We start from the raw sequence: 19,197 nt of genomic DNA on the forward strand, positions 1-19,197 counted from the left end.
TTCAGGCTCACCTGCCGTGTACCGGGAGAGAGGACCGTCCCATGCGAGTGCCCAGCCGAGGTCCGGGGCGACCCGGCCCGCCCCCCGTGTCGTCTCAGGCGACCGGGGCGAACCCGGGCAGCCAGCGTTCGAGGATGCCCCGGTAGGGGGCCTTCGCCTCCAGCTGACAGAGCACCCCGATGGAGCCGAGCGTGACCCGGTGGATGAGCAGGTACGACGGGGGCAGGTTGAGCTGCCGGCCCAACTGGTAGGCCGGTGACCGGGGGTTGGCGATCCGGGCCGCCTCCGCGCGCAGCCAGGCCCGGGTGAACTGGAACTCCTCCGTCGCCACCGGCTCCAGCATCGGCCGGACGAAGTCCAGCACCGCCTGCGCGTCGATCGGCTCGTTCGCGGGGACGAAGCCCTCGGCCCGCAGCCCCTGCACCACCGCGTCGGCCTCGCCGCGCAGGGCGAGACCGGCGAGCCGCCCGATCGGTTCCGGCGTGCCCTCCGGCATCCGGGCCACCGCGCCGAAGTCGATCACACCGAGACGGCCGTCGGGCAGCATCCGGAAGTTGCCCGGGTGCGGGTCGGCGTGCAGCAGCCCGGCCCGAGCCGGGGCGGAGAGGTGCAGGACGGCCATCAGCCGGCCGGCCCGGTCACGCTCCTCCGGGGTGCCCTCGCGGATGATCTGCGCCAGCGGGGTGCCCTCCACCCACTCGGTGACCAGCACCCGGGGTGCGGCGACGACGACCGCCGGAATGAAGATCTCCGGATCGTCCGCGTACGCCGCCGCGAAGGCGCGCTGGGACTCCGCCTCCAGCTCGTAGTCGAGTTCCTCGGTGATCCGCTCGCGCAACTCGGCGAGGAGGGGCTTGACGTCCAGACCGGGCTGGATCGCGCGGAACATGCCGCCCAGCCGGGAGAGCTGCTTCAGGTCCGCCAGGAGGGCGTCCCCGGCGCCCGGATACTGGATCTTGACCGCGACCGGACGCCCGGTCGGGGCGGCCCCCGACCGGCGTCGTCCGGTGCTCGGCTCCCGCCAGACCGCCCGGTGCACCTGGCCGATGCTGGCCGCCGCGGCAGGGGTGTCGTCGAACTCCAGGAAGCGGTCCCGCCAGTCCGGCCCGAGCTGCTCGACGAGCACCCGGTGCACGGTGGCCGCCGGCAACGGTGGAGCTGCCTCCTGCAACTTGGTCAACGCCTGCCGGTACGGCGCGGCGACCTCCTCCGGGAGGGCGGCCTCGAACACCGACAGCGCCTGCCCGAACTTCATCGCCCCGCCCTTGAGCTGCCCGAGAACGCTGAACAACTGCTCGGCGGTGCGCTGCTGGATCTCGGCGGAGATCACCTCGGAGGCGAGCCCGGTGACGCGCTTACCCATGCCGAGGACGGTCCGTCCGGCGAAGCCGAGCGGCAGTGCGGCGAGCTTGGCGGTCCGGGACACGGCCCGGCGCGGGATGTCGGTCACTCGGCCATTGTTACCGACCGGACCGCCCCGCTGCTGCTCTGCGGCCGGGCCGGGGCGAGTGGGGTGGGTCTCGCCGCACGTCCACGCACCCGCAGTCCGGGTGCGGAGGCCAGACCCGCCGCCGGAACCGGCCGGCCCCGCCGACCTCGACCGCCGCGCCGACCGTCTCGGGAGCCCCGCCGTCGAGGTGGCTGAGCGCCTCCGCCGTGGCCAGGGCGACGGCGGCGAGGAGGGTCGTGACGCCGCAGGCGGGGCTCGGATCGTCACCGGCGAGCTGGGCGGCGAGTCCGGGCCAGGCCGGATCCCGGTCCAGCCGGTGCCGGTCGAGGCAGTCGAGACAGGGCCCGACCGGCGGACGGACCAACGGGCCGATCACCGGTACGCCGTCGCGCAGCGAGAGCATCAGGTGTGGCTGCCGGCGGCGGGCGAACCCGGCGGCGAGCAGCGCGGCCGGCCGGTCGGTGCCCACCTGGACCACCAGGTCGGCGCGGCGTCGCCGGACCGGGCTGGTGACGGTGCCCGCCGCGGTACGGGCGATCGCGTCGGCCACCGCCTCGGCGGTGTGCCGACCGACGTCCCCGGGCAGGAGCCCGGTGCCGGCCAGGTCGGCCGGGCGCACCCGGCCGCCCAGGTCGGGGTCGACGTGCCCGACGCCGGCCTGGGCCAGCGCCACGGCGACCGGACCGCCCAGCCGTCCCGAGCCGGTGACCACCACCCGGGCGGCCCGGCGTCGCCGGAGCACCTGGGCGGGGGTGCCGGGCAGGTCGCCGGCACCGAGGGCGAGCGCGCCGGCCTCGTCGCGCAGCCGCGCCCGCTCCGGGTCGGCGAGGCCGGTGGGGAGCAGGGTGTGTGCGGCGACCACCAGCCCGGCGGCCCGGAGCGTCTCCAGCAGGGTCCGCGCGTCGTCGCGGTCGACCCGGATCCGGGTGGCGTGGTCGAGGATGTGGCGTTCGCTGTGGGCCCCGTCGAGCAGGTCGAGCAACCGGACGGCACGCGGGTTGGCCACCTCGAGCAGGACGGCCCGGCCGGGGTCCAGACCGAGTTGCAGCGTGTGCCGGTCGCGCCAGAGTCGGGTGAGGCCGGGTAGCAGCGTCGGTCGGTGGAGAGTGGCACGCGTCATGGTTACCAATGGTGAGCGTGTCCAGACGATCCGTCGATCGTTGTCCACAGCCCGGCAGCGCTCTCTCCAGGGTTGTCCACAGGCCGTGCGTAGTTATCCACAACCAGTCGGTAACATGCTTGGTCGCCGAAGGGTCACGGCCGGGAGGGGGCGGCCCTGCGGGACGCCCCCTCCCGGGTCGGTCTGACGGTCAGACCTTCGCCTTGCCGAGAATCCGGTTCACTGTTGTGCCACAGACCGGGCACTTGCCCTTGGCCATGTTCATGCCGGTCTTGGAGACCTCGACCTTGCCCTCGAAGTCGCGCTTCTCCTTGCACTTGACGCAGTAACCGTTGTAGGTCTGGGCCTGGTCGGCCACGGTGCCCTCCTCGTCTCGTCCGCCGGGCAATGCCGGCGGCTGCCCGGCGGCGGGCCTCGCGGGCTCCGGCGCTGGGGTCATCTGCGCGGTCACGCTCGTGACCGCTGGTCCGGCGGACCCTACCCAGGTGCGGGTGGATCCATGTCAAAGATCCATCGACACTGTGAGCTAGTCGACGTCGAGAGTGTGCATGCCGAAATACGTCGGATAAGTGAGTTTGGCGGGGACACGCCGGGCGAACCGCCCCGAAGTGGCCGTCGGGCACCCCCGGTGCCACCGACCCACCGAAGATCACCTACCGTGGGACGGTCGGTCCGGGTTCCGGCCCGACCGCCACCGAGCGTGATCGGATCGCCGTCCCGGCCCGGGTCCGACTGCCCCGGGGACGCCCCCGCAAACATTTTTTTCGGACTGGACGCCATCAACCTGGAGTTTCCGGGCGCGCGTCGGTGGGTTGACCCTTGCGGACCCCTGGTCAGAACGCATTAGCTTTCCCATGTGGCAGGAACACGAGGCTGCGCAGGCCAGTGATGGCAGGCGCGCGGAAGCCCGTCGTCGAGGTGCGACGCAGTCAGCGTCGGCGACGCACGGTGTCCGCATACCGGGACGGGGAACGAGTGGTCGTCCTGATTCCCGACCAGTTCTCCCGGGCCGAGGAGACCGAGTGGGTCGACCGGATGCTCGCCCGGCTCGCCGCTCGCGAGGGCCGGCCGGCCCGTACCGACGGTGAGCTGGCCCAGCGGGCCACCCGACTGATCAGCCTCTACCTCCCGGAGCACGGCTCGGCGGCGGTTCCCGCCAGCGTCCGCTGGGTGACCAACCAGACCGGCCGCTGGGGGTCCTGCACCCCCGCCGACCGGACCATCCGGATCTCGCACCGCCTCCAGGACATGCCCGACTGGGTCATCGACTACGTCCTCCTGCACGAGCTGGCCCACCTCATCGTGCCGAGCCACAACGCGTCGTTCTGGGCGCTGGTCTGCCGCTATCCCAAGGCCGAACGGGCCCGTGGCTACCTGGAGGGGGTCGCCTCGGCGACCGGCGTGCCGCTGACCGACTGACCGCCCCGCACCGGCTCCGGCCGCCCCGCACCGGCTCGGCGGCCCGCCCGGCCCGCCGCTGACGCCACGTGTGGACGACGACGGTCACGCCACGGCTGTGGACGACGGCGTGGATCACGCCACGGACGGAGAGGCTAGGGTCGGACCGTGACCCGACGAGTGGTGGTGGCCCTGCTCGCCCCGGTGGCCTGGTCGCCGCCGGGCGTCGACCAGGCGGTCTGGCGGCACGCCCTGGCGGAGGACGTGGTGGACCTTCTCGCCACCCTTCAGGAGGTGGAGACGGCGGTCGCGGTGACCCGCGCGGACCGGTCGTTGGCCGAGGCGGTGGTCTGGCCCGGTACTCCGGTGGTCGAGGTGGCGGTACCGACCGTCGACGCGGTCCTCGCCGCCTTGGACGGCTACGACCAGGCCGCGGTGATCGCGGCCGACGCGCCGGACCTGCCCGGTCTCACCGTCGGCAAGCTGCTGCGCCCGTTGACCACCCGGCCCGTCGCGGTGGCCCCGGTCGAGGGGACCGGGCCGGGCCTGCTCGGTCTCGCCGCCCGGCTGCCCGTGCCGGAGTGGCTGCCGGAAGTCGACCTGGACGACGCCGTACCCGCCACGATCCGCTCCGCGGCCCCGGACCCGGCCGACGTCGCGGTCACCGCCGCCTGGCGTCGGCTACGTGGACCGGCCGACCTCGCCACCCTCGATCCTGCGGTGGAGGGCTGGGAGGCGACCCGGGCGCTGCTCAGCACCGGCCACCACCCCGCCTGACCGCCAGCCCCGCCCCAGCCCGCCGGCCGGGCGGAGCACGCCGGAGCGCGCCCGTTGGTGGAAGCGGGCGGGGGAACGGGGTCAGGGGCGGTCGGTGTCCGGCGGTGGCGTGCCGCCACCCGGCGGCTGCTCCTCCGGGCCGCCCGGCGCGGTGAAGTCGAAATCGTCGAGTTCGGCGAAGTCGAGCTGCGAGCGGGCGAAGGCGTCCGGGTCGGCGAATTCCTCACCCGAGGGGAGCAGATCCGGGTGTCCCCACACGGCGTCGCGGCCGGCGATGCCACGGTGCTCGGTCAGGGCCGCCCAGAGCGCCGCCGCCTCGCGCAGGCGGCGCGGACGCAGCTCCAGCCCGACCAGGGCGGCGAAGGTCTGTTCCGCGGGGCCACCGGCCGCCCGCCGACGACGGAACGCCTCGCCGAGGGCGACGACGTTCGGCAGCCGGCCACCGGCCGCGTTGTCCACCACGTGGCAGACCCATCCCTCGACCAGCGCCAGAGCGGTCTCCAGGCGGGCCAGGGAGGCCTTCTGCGCCGGGGTGTCCTCCGGCGTGAAGATGCCCTCCAGGGCGATCGCCCGCATCGACTCCGGGTCGCTCGGGTCGACCCGGCCCATCGCCTCCTCGATGGCCTCCCGGTTGACCCGGATGCCGGCGGCGTACGTCTCGACGGAGCTGAGCACGTGTCCGCGCAGCCACGGGACGTGCTGGAAGAGACGCTGGTGGGCGGCCTCGCGCAGGGCGACGTAGAGGCGGACCTCGTCCTCGGGCAGCTCCAGGCCCTCGCCGTACTGCTTGATGTTGGCCGGGATGAGCGCGGCCGTGCCGGCCGGACCGAGCGGGAGCCCGATGTCGCCGGCGGAGAGCACCTCGGCGGCGAGCGAGCCGAGTGCCTGCCCGAGCTGCCCACCGAAGAGCGCGCCGCCGAGGGTGGCGACCATCGACTGCATCGGGCCGAGCTGGGCCCGCGCCTCCGGCGGCACGAGGTCGCCCATCGCGCCCACCATCCGGCTGGCCACCGGGTCGCAGAGCTTGCGCCAGACGTCGAGGGTCTTGTAGATCCACTCGTTACGGTTCCAGGCGACCGGGGTCTGGATGCCCGACGGCCACGACGAGACCGGCTCCAGCCAGAGGTCGGCCAGACGCAGCGCCTCCTCGACGGCGTTGCGCTCGTACGGCGTGACGGCCGGATCGCCGGCGGCGGCGAGCTGGCTGGCCGCCACCTGCCGGGCCAGGTCCCAGTTGACCGGCCCGCTGCCCGGTGCCGAGAGCAGGTGCTGCAACTGGCTCATGAACTGCTGCATCTGCGCAGGGTCGTTGGGGTCTGGTGGTTGCCCACCCGGGAGCGCGAAACCGAACGGAATATCAGGCACGGCTCTACGGTACGCGCGCCGCGCCGCTGGTCGCCGCCACCGGCGTTGCGCTGAGGGCGAAGTCGCGACCCGACCCGCACCACGGGCTACGCGGTGGTGTCGCCCGGCGGTGGCGGTACGGCGGGAACCCGGCCGGCGCTGCGCCTGCCGACCGGGTGCAGCGGCCGGTGAGCGGATGATCTGTCAATGTAACGTTGACAGATGCTGCCGGAGCTGACCCAGTTGGCCGAGACCACCGTCGAGCGTGTTCGGCTGGACGAGCGTGAGCTGGAACTGATCGACCGCGCACGTCATGCGGGCGCGACGTGGGCGGAGGTGGCCGCCGCGCTCGGTCTCGGCAGCCGGCAGGCCGCGGAGCAGCGCCGTCAGCGCCTGGCGAACCTGCGCCGGTCGCGGCGGCAGGAGCAGGACCTCGGGTACTCGGCGCGGATCGCGGCGATCCGGGACGCGGTCGGTGAACTCGGGCGCTGGATCGGGGCGGATCGCCGGTGGGACGGGCGGTTCCGGCGGGCGGCTCTGGTGCGCCGGACGACGGAACTGGCTCTCGACGCCGACCCGGGCCCGCTGTACGCGTTGGCCGCGCTCCTCGTGGTCGACCTCGCCGAGGCGGGTGGGGGGCGGTTGCCGGTGCCGGTGGAGACGGTCGCGGTGCGGCTGCGCGCGCTTATGTCAATAGAAGATTGACGGGCGGCGGCAATATTGCCTGGGCCTCACTCAACAGTGAGGATTTGAGTCTTCCTGACTCAACCTTCGGAGGTCCCGTGCGCCGCAACGCAGCGTTGTTCGTGACGATCTCGCTGCTCTCCGGCTTCGGCAGCAGCGCCATGTCCCTGGTGGCCGGGATCTGGATCCTCGACCTCACCCGTTCCACCGGACTCGCGGCTCTCGCCGGGCTCTGCGTGTACGCGCCGGTGCTGGCCGGGCCGTGGCTGGGCGGCCTGCTCGACCGGCTACCGCGGCGACCACTGGTGATCGCGGTCAACCTCGCGCTGGCCATCGTCCTGCTGAGTCTGCTCACGGTGCGGGGGCCGGGCCAGACCTGGCTCATCTTCGCCGTCTCCGGCGCCTACGGCGTCAGCTACGTGCTGATCGACGCGGGCGAGACGGCACTGCTGCCCGCCGCGCTGTCGCCCACGGAACTCGGTGACGTCAACGGCTGGCGGTCCAGTGCCCAGGAGGGCACCAAGCTCGTGGCACCCCTGGCCGGCGCGGGTCTCTACGCCTGGCACGGCGGCCACGCGGTCGTCGTGCTCAGCGCGGCGACCCCGGTGGTGGTCGCCATCCTGTACGCGGCCGTACGACTCCGGCAGTCGACCACCGACGCGCCGACGCGGCGGCCCGGCCCGCGCGCGGGGCTCGCCGTCCTCCTCGCCGGGCGGACGACGCGGGTCTCCGTCGCGCTCGCCGCGGTGGCGATCGCCATGTCCGGCTTCACCACCGCGGCGAACTACGCGATGGTCACCACGGAGCTGGGCCTGGCGACGACGTTCCTCGGCGTACTGCTCAGCAGCCAGGGCGCCGGGTCCGTCCTCGGTGGCCTCGTCGTGGGTCGCCTCCTCGCCCGGTGGAGTCCGGTCACCGTCGGTGTCGCCGGCACGGCGCTGTTCGGGGTCAGCTGTCTGGTGCGCTGTCTGCCCTGGTGGCCCGGCCTCGTGGTCGCTTCGGTCGTCGCCGGGGTCGCCCTGCCCTGGGCCCTGGTCGCTGCGGTGACCGCGGTACAGACGCGCGCGCCGGCGGCGATGCTCGGCCGGGTGGCCGCGACCGCCAACACCGCGATGTTCGGCCCGATCGCGCTCGCGATCCCCCTCGGCTCCGCCGCGGTCGGCCTCGGTGGCCGCCCGGTGCTCGTCACCGCCGCCGTGATCTGCCTGGCCGCGGCGGCCGGCGCGACCCGCCGTCCCGGCAGCCGGCGGAGCGCCGACCGGGCCCCGGCTGCGTCGTCGGCCACCCCGGCTGCGTCGTCGCCCACCCCGGAGCAGCCCGCGCGACGTGCCTGAACAGTCCCGCTCCGTGGGTTTCCGACCGGTCGGTTCGGCAGCCCCGGCCGGCCCCCGACCGGTCGGTACGCTCTGCCGCATGAGACGTCGCGGTGTCACGGTCCTGCTCGGTGCTCTGCTCACCACCCTGCTCAGCATCGGCGTGCTCGCGGCGCCGATCCCGTACGTGGTGCTCGGCCCCGGACCGACCGTCGACACCCTCGGCACGCAGGACGGAGAGGAGATCATCAAGGTCGACGGCCGGGAGACCTCCACCTCGGCGGGACAGCTCCGGCTGACCACCGTGGGCGTGCAGCCCTCGGTGAAACTGCGCTCGGCGATCGCCGGCTGGTTCTCGCCGGAACGGGCGGTGGTGCCCCGGGAACTGGTCTACCCGCCGGGACAGAGCCGCGAGCAGGTCGAGGAGCGCAACGCCGAGGAGTTCACCGCGTCGCAGACCAGCGCCGAGACGGCCGCGCTGCGCAAGCTCGGCTACCCGGTCCAGGTGGTCGTCCGGACGGTGACCGCGGACGGCCCCTCGGCCGGACGCCTCCAGGCCGGTGACGTGATCACCTCGATCGACGGCGAGCCGGTGACCAGCGCCAACGGGCTGACCCAGCTGATCCGGTCCCGTCCGGTCGGCGCGGCGCTGGCGGTCGGCTTCACCCGGGGCGGCGTCGCCGGCACGGCCACCGTGACCAGCCGGGACCAGGACGGTCGTCCGCGCGTCGGGATCGAGATCGAGCAGCAGCAGCCACACCCGTTCACCCTGGAGATCGATCTGGGGGACATCGGTGGACCGAGCGCCGGACTGATGTTCGCGCTGGGCATCGTCGACAAGCTGGACCCGGCGGACCTGACCGGCGGTCGGGTCGTCGCCGGCACCGGCACCATCGACGACGAGGGCCGGGTCGGACCGATCGGCGGCATCGCCCAGAAGCTGGTGGGGGCCAAGCAGGCCGGAGCGAAGGTCTTCCTGGTCCCCGAGGGGAACTGCGCGGAAGCGGTGAGCAACGCACAGCCCGGACTGCCGTTACTGAAGGTGGGCACGCTGGACGAGGCGCTGACCGCCCTGGAGACACTGCGCGCCGGGGGACAGCCGACCCGCTGCTGACCCGGGCGGTCGGCGGGCCGGCACGTCCGGAGCAACCACGACCGTCGGCGGCTCGACCTTGACCGGGAGTGTCCAGGAACACCACGTACTCTTGTGGCCTGGTCGGATCCGGTCACAACGAGCGTGCGGAGCCAAACAGTGGTCAAGCAGAGTGCCCCCCTGCCCAGGATGAGCCGACGCGGGCGCGTCACGATCGGGGTCCTGATCGGGGTGTTCGTACTCTTCACCCTGCTCGGCTGGGGTGTCCAGGCGTGGACGGACTGGCTCTGGTTCGGCGAGGTCGACTACAAGCAGGTCTTCACCGGTGTGCTGGTCACCCGGCTGCTGCTCTTCCTGGCCGTCGGCCTGGCCATGGCGGTGGTGGTCGGCGGCAACCTGTGGCTGGCCCACCGGCTGCGCCCCAGGCTGCGTCCGCACTCCCCGGAGCAGGCCACCCTGGAGCGGTACCGGATGCTTCTCGGGCCGCGGATCGGCACCTGGATCCTGGCCGTCAGCACCGTGGTGGCCCTCTTCGCCGGGCTCTCGGCGCAGAGCCGGTGGAGCCAGTGGCTGCTCTTCCGCAACGGCGGGGACTTCGGCGTCAAGGATCCCGAGTTCGGCGTGGACGTCGGCTTCTACGTCTTCCAGCTGCCGTTCCTGCGTTACCTGCTCGGGGTGGGCTTCACCGCCGTGGTGCTCGCGGTGGTCGGCGCGCTCGCCGTGCACTACGTCTTCGGCGGGGTGCGCCTCCAGGGCGTCGGCGACCGGATGACCAACGCCGCCCGCGCCCACCTGACCACCCTGGTCGCGGTCTTCGTCCTGTTCAAGGCGGTCGCGTACGTGCTGGACCGCCGGGCGATGCTGCTCGAGTACAACGACAGCGCCAAGCTGTACGGCGCCGGGTACGCGGACGTCAACGCGCTGCTGCCGGCGAAGGAGATCCTGGCCTACATCTCGATCGTGGTGGCCATCGCGATCATCATCTTCTCCAACGCGGTGATGCGGAACCTGGTGTGGCCGGGCATCTCGCTCGCCCTGCTGGGCCTCTCCGCGGTGGCGATCGGCGGCATCTACCCCTGGGCGGTGCAGACCTTCGAGGTCAAGCCGAGCGCCCGGGACAAGGAGGCCCCGTACATCCAGCGCAGCATCGACGCGACCCGGGCGGCGTTCAGCCTGGCCGACACCAAGACCACGCCGTACGGGGCGAACAACCTGACGCCACCGGCGTCGCTCGCCACCGACAAGTCCGTGGTGCCGAACGCCCGGCTGCTCGACCCGCAGCTGGTCTCCGAGACCTACACCCAGTTGCAGCAGGTCCGGGGCTTCTACGACTTCGGCCCCAAGCTCGACATCGACCGGTACACGGTCAACGGCCAGACCCGGGACTACGTGGTCGGCATGCGCGAGATCAACTACGGCGAGCTGACCGACCAGCAGAACAACTGGATCAACAAGCACACCGTCTACACCCACGGCTTCGGTCTGGTCGGTGCGCCGGCCAACCAGGTGGTCTGCGGCGGTCAGCCGTACTTCGTCTCCGGCTTCCTCGGCGAGAAGGAGCAGGAGCGCTGCTCCGCGCAGACCGACCAGATCCCGACCGAGCAGCCCCGGATCTACTACGGCGAGCGGATGACCGCCGACGACTACGCCATCGTCGGACAGGCCAGCGAGGACCGCAACGCCGAGTTCGACCGGCCGACCCCGACCACCGGCGGCGAGCAGTACTACACCTACACCGGTTCGGGCGGGGTGGAGATCGGCTCGTTCGCCCGCCGGCTGCTCTACGCGATCAAGGAGCAGGAGTCGAACTTCCTCCTCTCCGAGGCGGTCAACGAGAACTCCAAGCTGCTCTACGTCCGTAACCCCCGGGACCGGGTGGAGAAGGTCGCGCCGTTCCTCACCATCGACGGCGACCCGTACCCGGCGGTGGTCGACGGGCGGATCCAGTGGATCATCGACGCCTACACCACGTCGGCCACCTATCCCTACGCCGAGCGGGTCAACCTCCAGCAGGAGACCACCGACGAGCTGACCGGGCGGGGCACGTTCCAGCTCGCCCGGGAGAACGTCAACTACATCCGCAACTCGGTCAAGGCCACCGTCGACGCCTACGACGGCACCGTCAAGCTCTACGAGTTCGACGAGACCGACCCCGTGCTCAAGGCGTGGAACAAGGCGTTCGGTGGCGACCTGGTCGTACCCCGGGCGGAGATCCCGACCGAGCTGGCCGCGCACTTCCGCTACCCGGCGGACATGTTCAAGGTGCAGCGCAACCTGCTGACCCGGTTCCACGTCACCAACCCGGGTGACTTCTACTCCGGCCAGGACTTCTGGCAGGTCCCGAACGTCCCGGACGCACCGGACAGCGGGCAGAAGCAGCCGCCGTACTACCTCTACACCCAGCTGCCAGCCCAGGACGCGCCCCGGTTCCAGCTCACCTCGGCGGTCACCCCGAACGGCCGGCAGAACCTCGCCGCGTTGATCTCGGGATCGTACGTGGACGGCAAGCCGCGGCTGGAGGTGCTGGAGCTGCCGGACCAGACCGCCGTCTCCGGGCCGGTGCAGGTGCACCAGCGCATGACCAACTCCGTCGACACCATCCGGCAGCAGCTCAACCTGCTCTCCTCCAACCAGGCCCAGGTGCAGTACGGCAACCTGCTCTCCCTACCGTTCGAGAACGGGATGCTCTACGTCGAGCCGGTCTACGTGAAGAGCAACCAGGAGGACGCGTACCCGCTGCTGCAGAAGGTGCTCCTCTCCTACGGTGACGGCGGTTCCTACGTGGTGCTCGCCAACAATCTCGAGGAGGGCATCAAGCAGCTCGTCGAGCAGGGCAAGAAGGCGGCTGCGGGCAACCCGCCCCCGCCACCGGCCGACGGGGGCGACACCGGGAACCCGCCCCCGCCGACGACCGGGGCCCCCACGACCGGTGAGCTGGCCGAGGCCGCCAAGCAGGTGCAGGACGCCATCGCGGAGGTCAAGGCCGCCCAGACCTCCGGTGACTTCGAGCGGTACGGCCGGGCGCTGAAGAGCCTGGACAGCGCGATGACGGCGTTCCAGCAGGCGCAGCAGAAGGCGGCGGCGACCGGCGCCCCGACCCCGGCGCCCACCAGTCCCAGCCCTTCGGCCTCGGGGACGCCCGGCGGGTAGTTCGGTTCCCGTTCTCGGCTCCCTGCCGCGCAGGGGCCGAACGGCGGGCGGTCGCCCTCCCGGTAGGCGCTCCCCGGCCGTCAGTTTGGCAACGACACAGTGGCCGGTCCATCTGGACCGGCCACTGTGTCGTGCATGCGGGGCTACGGAACCGCTAGGGAACCGCGTTGCGACGTCAGGTGCGACGTCCGGACGACCTCGTCAGCACCAGGGTGCCGCGGTGGCGTACAGCACCACCTTGGGGATTTGGTATTCGCCGCCCAGGTCCCAGGACTCTCCGTCGCAGAAGGCCCAGTTCGCGCCGGTGGTTCCGTAGTACACGATGCCCGACCAGCCGCCAGCGGTGAACCGCGTGGAGGGAAGGTTGTTGGTGTAGGTGCCCGAGCAGTTCAACGAGATGGTGTTCACCGAGTAGAAATACGCCTTGAAGTAGGTCGACTGGCAACCGAGGGTGCCGACCGGAGTCGCCCATTCAGGGTTGTCTGCCAGCATTTCCGCTCGCTGCGCGATCAACGCAGGAATCCGTTCGGTTTCCGTGTCCGGCTTGGCGGCGACCGCCGGGCTTGCAGAGAATGCCATGGTCAGCGCCGCCAGCAGAGCTACGAGAGCGCTGACCGGCGACCTGCGACTGGCAACCTGTGTTTTCAATGGAGACCCTTCCCCGTGTGTTTCGGGCACCCCAAGCTCCAGATTCCAGCAGGTCGGCGATTCGGCAAGATGTCGAAATCCAAGAATCTGTGCCTGTGGGCGCCCTTCGTTTGCCGTCACCAACCTGAATAGAAGGTAATGGATCTAACCCAGCGTGTCAATGACGCTGCTCTGAGTTGCTTGACGTGCGCTGTCGGTCGGTCGCGGAATCGTTCCGACTGGCGGGAGCGCGGCGATGTGTTCGCAGTGCGGGACGGGCGCGTCGGGAGTGCCGCGGCGGTCCGGATCCGGTGGAACTGGCACCGTTTTGCGTCCGCTGGCGCGGGTGCGCTAGGGTTAACGTACCGACGCGGGGTGGAGCAGCTCGGTAGCTCGCTGGGCTCATAACCCAGAGGTCGCAGGTTCAAATCCTGTCCCCGCTACCACGACGAACGGCCCTCCGGATTCCACCGGAGGGCCGTTCGCTTTTCTGTCCCGTCGCCCGTCGCCCGTCGCCCGTCGCCCGTCGCCCGTCGCCCGTCGCCCGTCGCCCGTCGCCCGTCGCCCGTCGCCCGTCGCCCGTCATCCGTCATCCGGGTACTGTCCCCCCTCCCTCCCGGGCGACTCGCGCCCGGCAGGCGGGTCTGCGCTCCGGCAGCGTCGTGACCTGGGCGGGTGTGGAGAAGGGCGGGCGTGGTGCCGGCCGGAGGGGCAGGTACGGCCCCCGCCGGACACCCGGCTCGGGGATGCGATAGAGTGGTCATACCGACGCGGGGTGGAGCAGCTCGGTAGCTCGCTGGGCTCATAACCCAGAGGTCGCAGGTTCAAATCCTGTCCCCGCTACCACGACGAACGGCCCTCCGGATTCTACCGGGGGGCCGTTCTCCGTCGATGCTCTGGCCGGCCGGCGCGGGAGCGTCAGCCGGCCGCCGGGTCTGCCACCGTGGGGTAGTGCCGGAACAGTTGACGCCGATTCTGCGGACCGCCGCCGCCGGGGCGGCCCGGGTCTGGTACGCCCGACTCGGGTTCGCCACCGACTGGGAGCACCGCTTCGCGCCGGACCTGCCGTTGTTCGTGTCGATTTCCCGGGGGCCGGTCCGGATCTTCCTCTCCGAGCACGAGGGGGACGCCCGTCCCGACACCCTGCTCTACCTCCACCTGTCCGACCTGACGGCGGTGGCGGCGGAGTTCGCCGTACCGGTGGGGGAAGCCCCGTGGGGGCCGGAGATCGAGCTGCGCGATCCGGACGGCAATCGGCTGCGGATCGGCCTCGCGGAGGACTGACGGGGTCCGGCGGGACGGTACGGTCGATCCGAGCCTGCCTCTGCGCCGACGGCGGCACCGGAAAGATGATCGGGGTGCCGTTCTTGCCTACCTCGGCGAGGATGGGGGCATGTCTTCCTGGAACAGATGGTGGGGCCGGCTGGGTGCCGTCCTCGGTACGGTGGTGCTCTCCGTGTTCGTGCCGGTCGCCGCGTGGGCGTCCACCGGCCCCGGTGAGCTGGTCGTGGAAGCGGCGCGACGGCGCTCCCGCGGCGGTGGTTTCGGCCTGATCGGCCTGCTCTGCTGCCTCGTCGTGGTGGCGGTGGTGGTGGTACTGCTGCTGCGCATGATGCGCGGCCGACGGGGCCCCGGGCCCCGCTGAGCCGGCTCGGGCGGGCCGCGCGCCGGCCCGCCCGCCGCCGGACCGGTGGTCAGACGGCCAACGCGGCGGCGGCCTGTGCCATGAACCGCCAGGCGGCGGCCCGGATCGTCGACCGCCCGGACTGCACGGACTCGGCGGCGGTGACCAGCAGCCCGCGGATCCGGGCGTGCCCGGTGGGCGGCGGCGGCGGTGCGGTGCCGAACGCGTCGGCGACACCGAGTTCGAAGGTCGCCGAGGCCCGGACCGAGGCATCCCGGATGGTCGGCTCCACGAACTTGCGGATGTTGAGGTGCGGGCTCAGACCCCGTTCGTAGCCGAGCACCCGACCGGCGGCCACGTTCGTGGTCAGGAAGTTGATCACGTCGACGACCAGGTCCGGGTGGCGGGTGCCCCGGAAACCGGCCCAGTACATCGACGCCCGCGCCCACTGCGCGGCGGCCGGGCCGGGGCAGCTGACGATGCCCAGCTCGTCCCGGCTGTGGCGCTGAAGGTCGACCAGTTGGTTCGACCAGGCGAACGAGGCGGCGGTATGTCCGGTGACCACGAGCTGGCGGGCGGGTTCGCCGCCGTTCGCCTGCTGCACCAGCGCCGCGCTCGGGGTGGCGCGGGCGACCCGGGCCCGCTGCCACAACTCGAACCAGTCGATCAACTCGGGGGAGTCGAACCCGAGCTTGCGGCCCTGGTAGAACTCCTTGCCCCGGGATCTCAGCCAGAGCCAGAGCGCCCGGTGGTCGCCGGAGGGATCCATGGTGCCGGCGACCCTGCCGTCGCTGGCCCGGGTCACCCGGGCCGCCCAGGTGAGGTACTCCGGGTAGCTCATCCCGCTGCGCGGGGCGGGCTGGCCCAGCCGGCGCAGCAGGTCCTGGTTGAAGATCAGCCCGGCCGAGTTCTGCGCGGCGGCCACCGCCATCGTGCGTCCCGCGACCTGGCCGTACCGGACGAGTCCGTCGGGCAGGCCGCCCAGGTCCAGCCGGTGGTCGGCGACGTATCCGGACAGGTCCAGCAGGATGTCGCGCCGGGCGTACTCGGTGAGGAACGTGTCGTCGATCTGGAACATGTCCGGGACGTTGCCCCCCACCGCCTGAGTGGCGAGCCGCTCGTAGTAGCCGCCGATCCCCTGCCAGGTGACCCGGAAGGTCACCTGCGGGTTCCGGTCGGAGTAGAGCCGCAGCGCCTGCTCGGTCAGTTGGGCGCGGCGGGCGCTGCCCCACCAGAACACCGACAGTTCGACCGGGCCGCTCTCGACCAGGGCCGCCGGTTCGCTCCGGCAGCCGGTCAGCCCGCCGGCCGCGGCGACCGGCAGGCCGCCCAGACCGAGGAGGACCCGCCGTCGCCCCGGGTCGGCGCCGGTGCGGCGAGCGGTCGGGTACGGGACTGCGGACACGGTCGACTCCTGGGACGCGGGATGGATTCGGATCATTGACCCAGGTGACGCCGTAAGGTGTCAACGTCCGGCGGGACGGGACCTCCCGCCCGGAAAGCCAGGGTGCCCAGCCGAGTCCGCGCGGTGTGCCGGTGCGGCCCGTGGCGCCGGGTGCGGCCGGACGGGGAACGGGGCGGGTGGAGTCGCGTGGTCTACTAGGCCGCGTGGAACTACTGCACTCCGGCAAGGTACGGGACGTCTACGCCGACGGGGACGACCTCGTCCTGGTCGCCTCGGACCGGATCTCCGTCTACGACGTGGTGCTGCCGACCCCCGTCCCGGACAAGGGACGGCTGCTCACCGCGCTCTCGGTCTGGTGGTTCGGGCAGCTCGCGGACATCGTCCCGAACCACGTCGTGTCCACCACGGACGTGCCGGCCGAGTTCGCCGGGCGGGCGATCCGCTGCCGCCGGCTGGAGATGGTCCCGGTCGAGTGCGTCGCCCGGGGCTACCTGACCGGGGGCGGCCTGAAGGAGTACGAGCGCACCGGCGCGGTTTCCGGGGTCGAGTTGCCCCGAGGGCTCGTGGAAGCGTCGATCCTGCCCGAGCCGATCTTCACGCCGTCGACCAAGGCACCGCTGGGGGAGCACGACGAGCCGATCACCTACGAGCAGGTGGCGGCGAAGCTCGGCCGGGAGACCGCCGAGCGGCTGCGGCAGATCACCGTCGAGGTCTACTGCCGGGGCGCGGAGATCGCCGCCGACCGGGGCATCCTGGTCGCCGACACCAAGATCGAGCTGGGCTGGGCCCCGGACGGCACCCTCGTCCTCGCCGACGAGGTCCTCACCTCCGACTCGTCCCGGTTCTGGCCGGCCGAGTCGTACCAGCCGGGCCGGCCCCAGTTCTCCTACGACAAGCAGTACGTCCGGGACTGGGCGGCCGGCAGCGGCTGGGACAAGCAGGCCCCGGCCCCCGAGGTGCCGGCCGAGGTGGTCGAGGCGACCCGGGCCCGCTACGTCGACGTCTACGAGAAGCTGACCGGCAACCGCTGGACCTGACCGGCCCGGCGGTTCGCCCCGGCCGTTGGGGGCGCCCGGCTCGCCCCGGTCGGTGAGGGTGCCCCCGGACCCGGCGGTTCTCTCCAGTCGGTGCGGCGGTGTACCGGTCAGTCGACCCAGTCAAGGGTGCGCTGCACCGCCTTGTGCCAGTTGCGCAGCTCCCGCTCGCGGTGACCCGCGTCCATGTCGGGCGTCCACTGCGCGTCGGACCGCCACTGGCCGCGCAGGGTGGCCAGGTCCGGCCAGAAGCCGACCGCCAGGCCGGCCGCGTACGCGGCGCCGAGGCAGGTGGTCTCGGTGATCCGGGACCGCACCACCGGCACCTCCAGCACGTCGGCCAGGAACTGCATGAGCAGCGCGTTGGCGGTCATCCCGCCGTCCACCCGCAGCCGGCGCAGCGCCACGTCGGAGTCGGCGTTCATCGCGTCCACGACGTCGCGGGTCTGCCAGGCGGAGGCCTCCAGCACCGCTCGGGCCAGGTGTCCCCGGGTGATGTAGCCGGTCAGCCCGGCCACCACGCCCCGGGCGTCGCTGCGCCAGTACGGGGCGAACAGCCCGGAGAAGGCCGGGACGACGTAGCAGCCGCCGTTGTCGTCGACGGTGCGGGCCAGCTCCTCGACCTCGGAGGCGGTGGAGATCAGCCCGAGGTTGTCCCGGAGCCACTGCACCAGTGACCCGGTGACCGCGATCGCCCCCTCCAGCGCGTACGTCGCCGGCTGCCCGCCGATCCGGTAGGCGACCGTGGTGAGCAGGCCGTGGCTCGACGGCACCGGGGAAGCCCCGGTGTTGAGCAGCAGGAAGCTGCCCGTGCCGTAGGTGCACTTCGCCTCACCGGGCTGGAAACAGGTCTGCCCGAACAGGGCGGCCTGCTGGTCGCCGAGGGCGCTGGCCACCGGCACCCCGGCGAGCACGCCGGACGCCGTGCCGTACACCTCGGCGGAGGAGCGGATCTCGGGCAGCACGCCGGCCGGCACGCCCAGCGCGTCGAGCAGTTCCGGATCCCAGGCCAGGGTGCGGAGGTCCATCAGCAGGGTCCGGCTGGCGTTGGTCACGTCGGTGACGTGCCGGCCGGTCAGCTTCCAGATCAGCCAGCTGTCCATCGTGCCGAAGAGCACCTCACCGGCCTCGGCGCGTTCCCGCAGCCCGTCGACGTGGTCGAGCAGCCAGCGCAGCTTCGGCCCGGCGAAGTAGGTGGCCAGCGGCAGGCCGGTGCGGGAGCGGAACAGCTCCTCGTCCAGGTCCCGCAGGATCGGTTCGGTGCGGGTGTCCTGCCAGACGATCGCGTTGGCGACCGGCCGACCGGTGGCGCGGTCCCAGACGACCGTCGTCTCCCGCTGGTTGGTGATGCCGACCGCGGCGAGCGCCTCCGGGCCGAGGCCGGCGTCCGTCAGCGCCTCCCGGACCACCCGCTCCACGTTGGTCCAGATCTCCTCGGCGTCGTGCTCCACCCAGCCGGGCTGCGGGAAGACCTGCCGGTGCTCGCGCTGGGCGACGGCGACGATCTCCCCGGCGCGGTCGAAGACGATGCAGCGGGAGGAGGTGGTGCCCTGATCGATGGCGGCGACGTGTTCCGGGGTCACCCGGAGCACCGTACCGGTGCCGGGCCGCCCGCGTCAGTCCCCGCGCCCGGTGGGCTGCGGGGCCTGGAGGGCGGTGCTGATCCGTACGGTGGTGCCGGCCGGGCCGGTCTCCACCTGCATGCTGTCGCTGAGTTCCCGGGCCAGCCAGAGCCCCCAGCCCCCGGCGGTGTCCGGGGCCGGCCGCCGCCGGTCGTGCAGGCGCTGGGCGCTGATCCCCTGGCCGTGGTCGGAGACCTCGCAGAGCACGCTGTTCCCGTCCCGCCAGAGCCGCAGCCAGCCCCGGCCGCCGCCGTGCCGCACCGCGTTCGTGATCAGTTCGTTGACGGCCAGTACGAAGTCGTCCAGGCGCTGACCGGCGAGTCCGGTGGCATGCGCGCAGGAGGTGACGGAGTGTCGCAACTCCGTCACCTGGGCCTGGTCGAAGGCTTCGGCGATCAGCAGGGAACGTTCGATGGGCACCACCGTACGCGGTGTGCGACGTTCGGCGTTCGTCATGGCCCGCACCGCCGCTGGGGTCTCGAGGTTTTTCGTGGCATTTCCACCCTACGTCAGGGTATGTCGTGGGGCGCGTCACGAATCCGTCGCCCCCTGACGT

At 72.2% G+C, this 19,197-nt stretch carries 17 protein-coding genes and 2 tRNA genes; 11 read left to right on the top strand and 8 right to left on the bottom strand.

Going from position 1 to position 19,197, the window contains the following annotated elements; genetic code table 11:
- Window positions 1-94: 94 nt before the first annotated feature.
- The 3 genes from AB0F58_RS15380 to AB0F58_RS15390 form a co-directional block, all read right to left on the bottom strand.
- A complete protein-coding gene (locus tag AB0F58_RS15380) occupies window positions 95-1,450 on the bottom strand; it encodes an AarF/ABC1/UbiB kinase family protein (RefSeq protein WP_357142744.1) in 1,356 nt (451 codons plus the stop codon).
- A 10-nt stretch (window positions 1,451-1,460) separates the two neighbouring features.
- Window positions 1,461-2,570 (bottom strand): TOMM precursor leader peptide-binding protein, encoded by a 1,110-nt coding sequence (locus tag AB0F58_RS15385; RefSeq protein WP_357142745.1) that lies wholly within the window; start codon window positions 2,568-2,570, stop codon window positions 1,461-1,463.
- Window positions 2,571-2,760: 190 nt separating this feature from the next.
- A complete protein-coding gene (locus AB0F58_RS15390) occupies window positions 2,761-2,928 on the bottom strand; it encodes a DUF5679 domain-containing protein (RefSeq protein WP_170107818.1) in 168 nt (55 codons plus the stop codon).
- 530 nt (window positions 2,929-3,458) lie between these two features.
- Here AB0F58_RS15390 and AB0F58_RS15395 point away from each other — a divergent pair.
- Together AB0F58_RS15395 and AB0F58_RS15400 are read left to right on the top strand one after the other, a co-directional pair.
- Window positions 3,459-3,989, top strand: coding sequence for a M48 family metallopeptidase (locus AB0F58_RS15395; RefSeq protein ID WP_357142746.1), 531 nt, complete (start codon window positions 3,459-3,461; stop codon window positions 3,987-3,989).
- 147 nt (window positions 3,990-4,136) lie between these two features.
- On the top strand, window positions 4,137-4,745 hold the full coding sequence (locus AB0F58_RS15400) for a hypothetical protein (RefSeq protein ID WP_357142747.1): 609 nt from the start codon (window positions 4,137-4,139) through the stop codon (window positions 4,743-4,745).
- Window positions 4,746-4,826: 81 nt separating this feature from the next.
- On the opposite strand, the gene AB0F58_RS15405 is transcribed toward AB0F58_RS15400, so the two are convergent.
- Window positions 4,827-6,110, bottom strand: a complete 1,284-nt coding sequence (locus AB0F58_RS15405; protein ID WP_357142748.1) for a zinc-dependent metalloprotease — start codon at window positions 6,108-6,110, stop codon at window positions 4,827-4,829.
- A 201-nt stretch (window positions 6,111-6,311) separates the two neighbouring features.
- Between AB0F58_RS15405 and AB0F58_RS15410 the strand changes: the two genes are divergently transcribed.
- From AB0F58_RS15410 to AB0F58_RS15425, 4 genes are all read left to right on the top strand, one after another.
- Window positions 6,312-6,794, top strand: a complete 483-nt coding sequence (locus AB0F58_RS15410; protein ID WP_357142749.1) for a hypothetical protein — start codon at window positions 6,312-6,314, stop codon at window positions 6,792-6,794.
- 77 nt (window positions 6,795-6,871) lie between these two features.
- Complete coding sequence (locus tag AB0F58_RS15415) at window positions 6,872-8,107, top strand: MFS transporter (protein WP_357142750.1); 1,236 nt, start codon at window positions 6,872-6,874, stop codon at window positions 8,105-8,107.
- 79 nt (window positions 8,108-8,186) lie between these two features.
- Complete coding sequence (locus AB0F58_RS15420; protein ID WP_357142751.1) at window positions 8,187-9,200, top strand: PDZ domain-containing protein; 1,014 nt, start codon at window positions 8,187-8,189, stop codon at window positions 9,198-9,200.
- 138 nt (window positions 9,201-9,338) lie between these two features.
- Entirely contained in the window at window positions 9,339-12,329 is a 2,991-nt protein-coding gene (locus AB0F58_RS15425) for a UPF0182 family protein (protein WP_357142752.1), read from the top strand.
- Window positions 12,330-12,530: 201 nt separating this feature from the next.
- Here AB0F58_RS15425 and AB0F58_RS15430 read toward each other — a convergent pair whose 3' ends face one another.
- Window positions 12,531-13,097 carry a hypothetical protein gene (locus AB0F58_RS15430; RefSeq protein ID WP_357142753.1) on the bottom strand — a complete coding sequence of 189 codons (567 nt, stop codon included), beginning with the start codon at window positions 13,095-13,097 and terminating at the stop codon, window positions 12,531-12,533.
- A 228-nt stretch (window positions 13,098-13,325) separates the two neighbouring features.
- Here AB0F58_RS15430 and AB0F58_RS15435 point away from each other — a divergent pair.
- The 4 genes from AB0F58_RS15435 to AB0F58_RS15450 all read left to right on the top strand — a co-directional run bounded on the left by AB0F58_RS15435 (window position 13,326) and on the right by AB0F58_RS15450 (window position 14,601).
- Window positions 13,326-13,402 (top strand) — tRNA-Met (locus AB0F58_RS15435).
- A 323-nt stretch (window positions 13,403-13,725) separates the two neighbouring features.
- Window positions 13,726-13,802 (top strand) — tRNA-Met (locus AB0F58_RS15440).
- Window positions 13,803-13,907: 105 nt separating this feature from the next.
- Window positions 13,908-14,240: a glyoxalase superfamily protein gene (locus tag AB0F58_RS15445; protein WP_357142754.1), complete on the top strand. Its 333-nt coding sequence runs from the start codon at window positions 13,908-13,910 to the stop codon at window positions 14,238-14,240.
- A gap of 109 nt (window positions 14,241-14,349) precedes the next feature.
- Window positions 14,350-14,601 carry a hypothetical protein gene (locus tag AB0F58_RS15450; RefSeq protein ID WP_357142755.1) on the top strand — a complete coding sequence of 84 codons (252 nt, stop codon included), beginning with the start codon at window positions 14,350-14,352 and terminating at the stop codon, window positions 14,599-14,601.
- 49 nt (window positions 14,602-14,650) lie between these two features.
- On the opposite strand, the gene AB0F58_RS15455 is transcribed toward AB0F58_RS15450, so the two are convergent.
- On the bottom strand, window positions 14,651-15,985 hold the full coding sequence (locus AB0F58_RS15455) for an extracellular solute-binding protein (protein ID WP_357142756.1): 1,335 nt from the start codon (window positions 15,983-15,985) through the stop codon (window positions 14,651-14,653).
- 203 nt (window positions 15,986-16,188) lie between these two features.
- Here AB0F58_RS15455 and AB0F58_RS15460 point away from each other — a divergent pair, with 203 nt between their 5' ends.
- On the top strand, window positions 16,189-17,022 hold the full coding sequence (locus AB0F58_RS15460; protein WP_357142757.1) for a phosphoribosylaminoimidazolesuccinocarboxamide synthase: 834 nt from the start codon (window positions 16,189-16,191) through the stop codon (window positions 17,020-17,022).
- Window positions 17,023-17,129: 107 nt separating this feature from the next.
- On the opposite strand, the gene glpK is transcribed toward AB0F58_RS15460, so the two are convergent.
- Together glpK and AB0F58_RS15470 are read right to left on the bottom strand one after the other, a co-directional pair.
- The gene (gene glpK, locus AB0F58_RS15465; protein ID WP_357142758.1) at window positions 17,130-18,602 is read right to left on the bottom strand and encodes a glycerol kinase GlpK; all 1,473 of its coding nucleotides are present in this window, start codon (window positions 18,600-18,602) and stop codon (window positions 17,130-17,132) included.
- Between the two features lie 33 nt (window positions 18,603-18,635).
- On the bottom strand, window positions 18,636-19,097 hold the full coding sequence (locus AB0F58_RS15470) for an ATP-binding protein (protein ID WP_357142759.1): 462 nt from the start codon (window positions 19,095-19,097) through the stop codon (window positions 18,636-18,638).
- Window positions 19,098-19,197: the final 100 nt, after the last annotated feature.

It is taken from the genome of Micromonospora sp. NPDC023956 (genome assembly GCF_040639195.1).
Lineage (GTDB): Bacteria > Actinomycetota > Actinomycetes > Mycobacteriales > Micromonosporaceae > Micromonospora.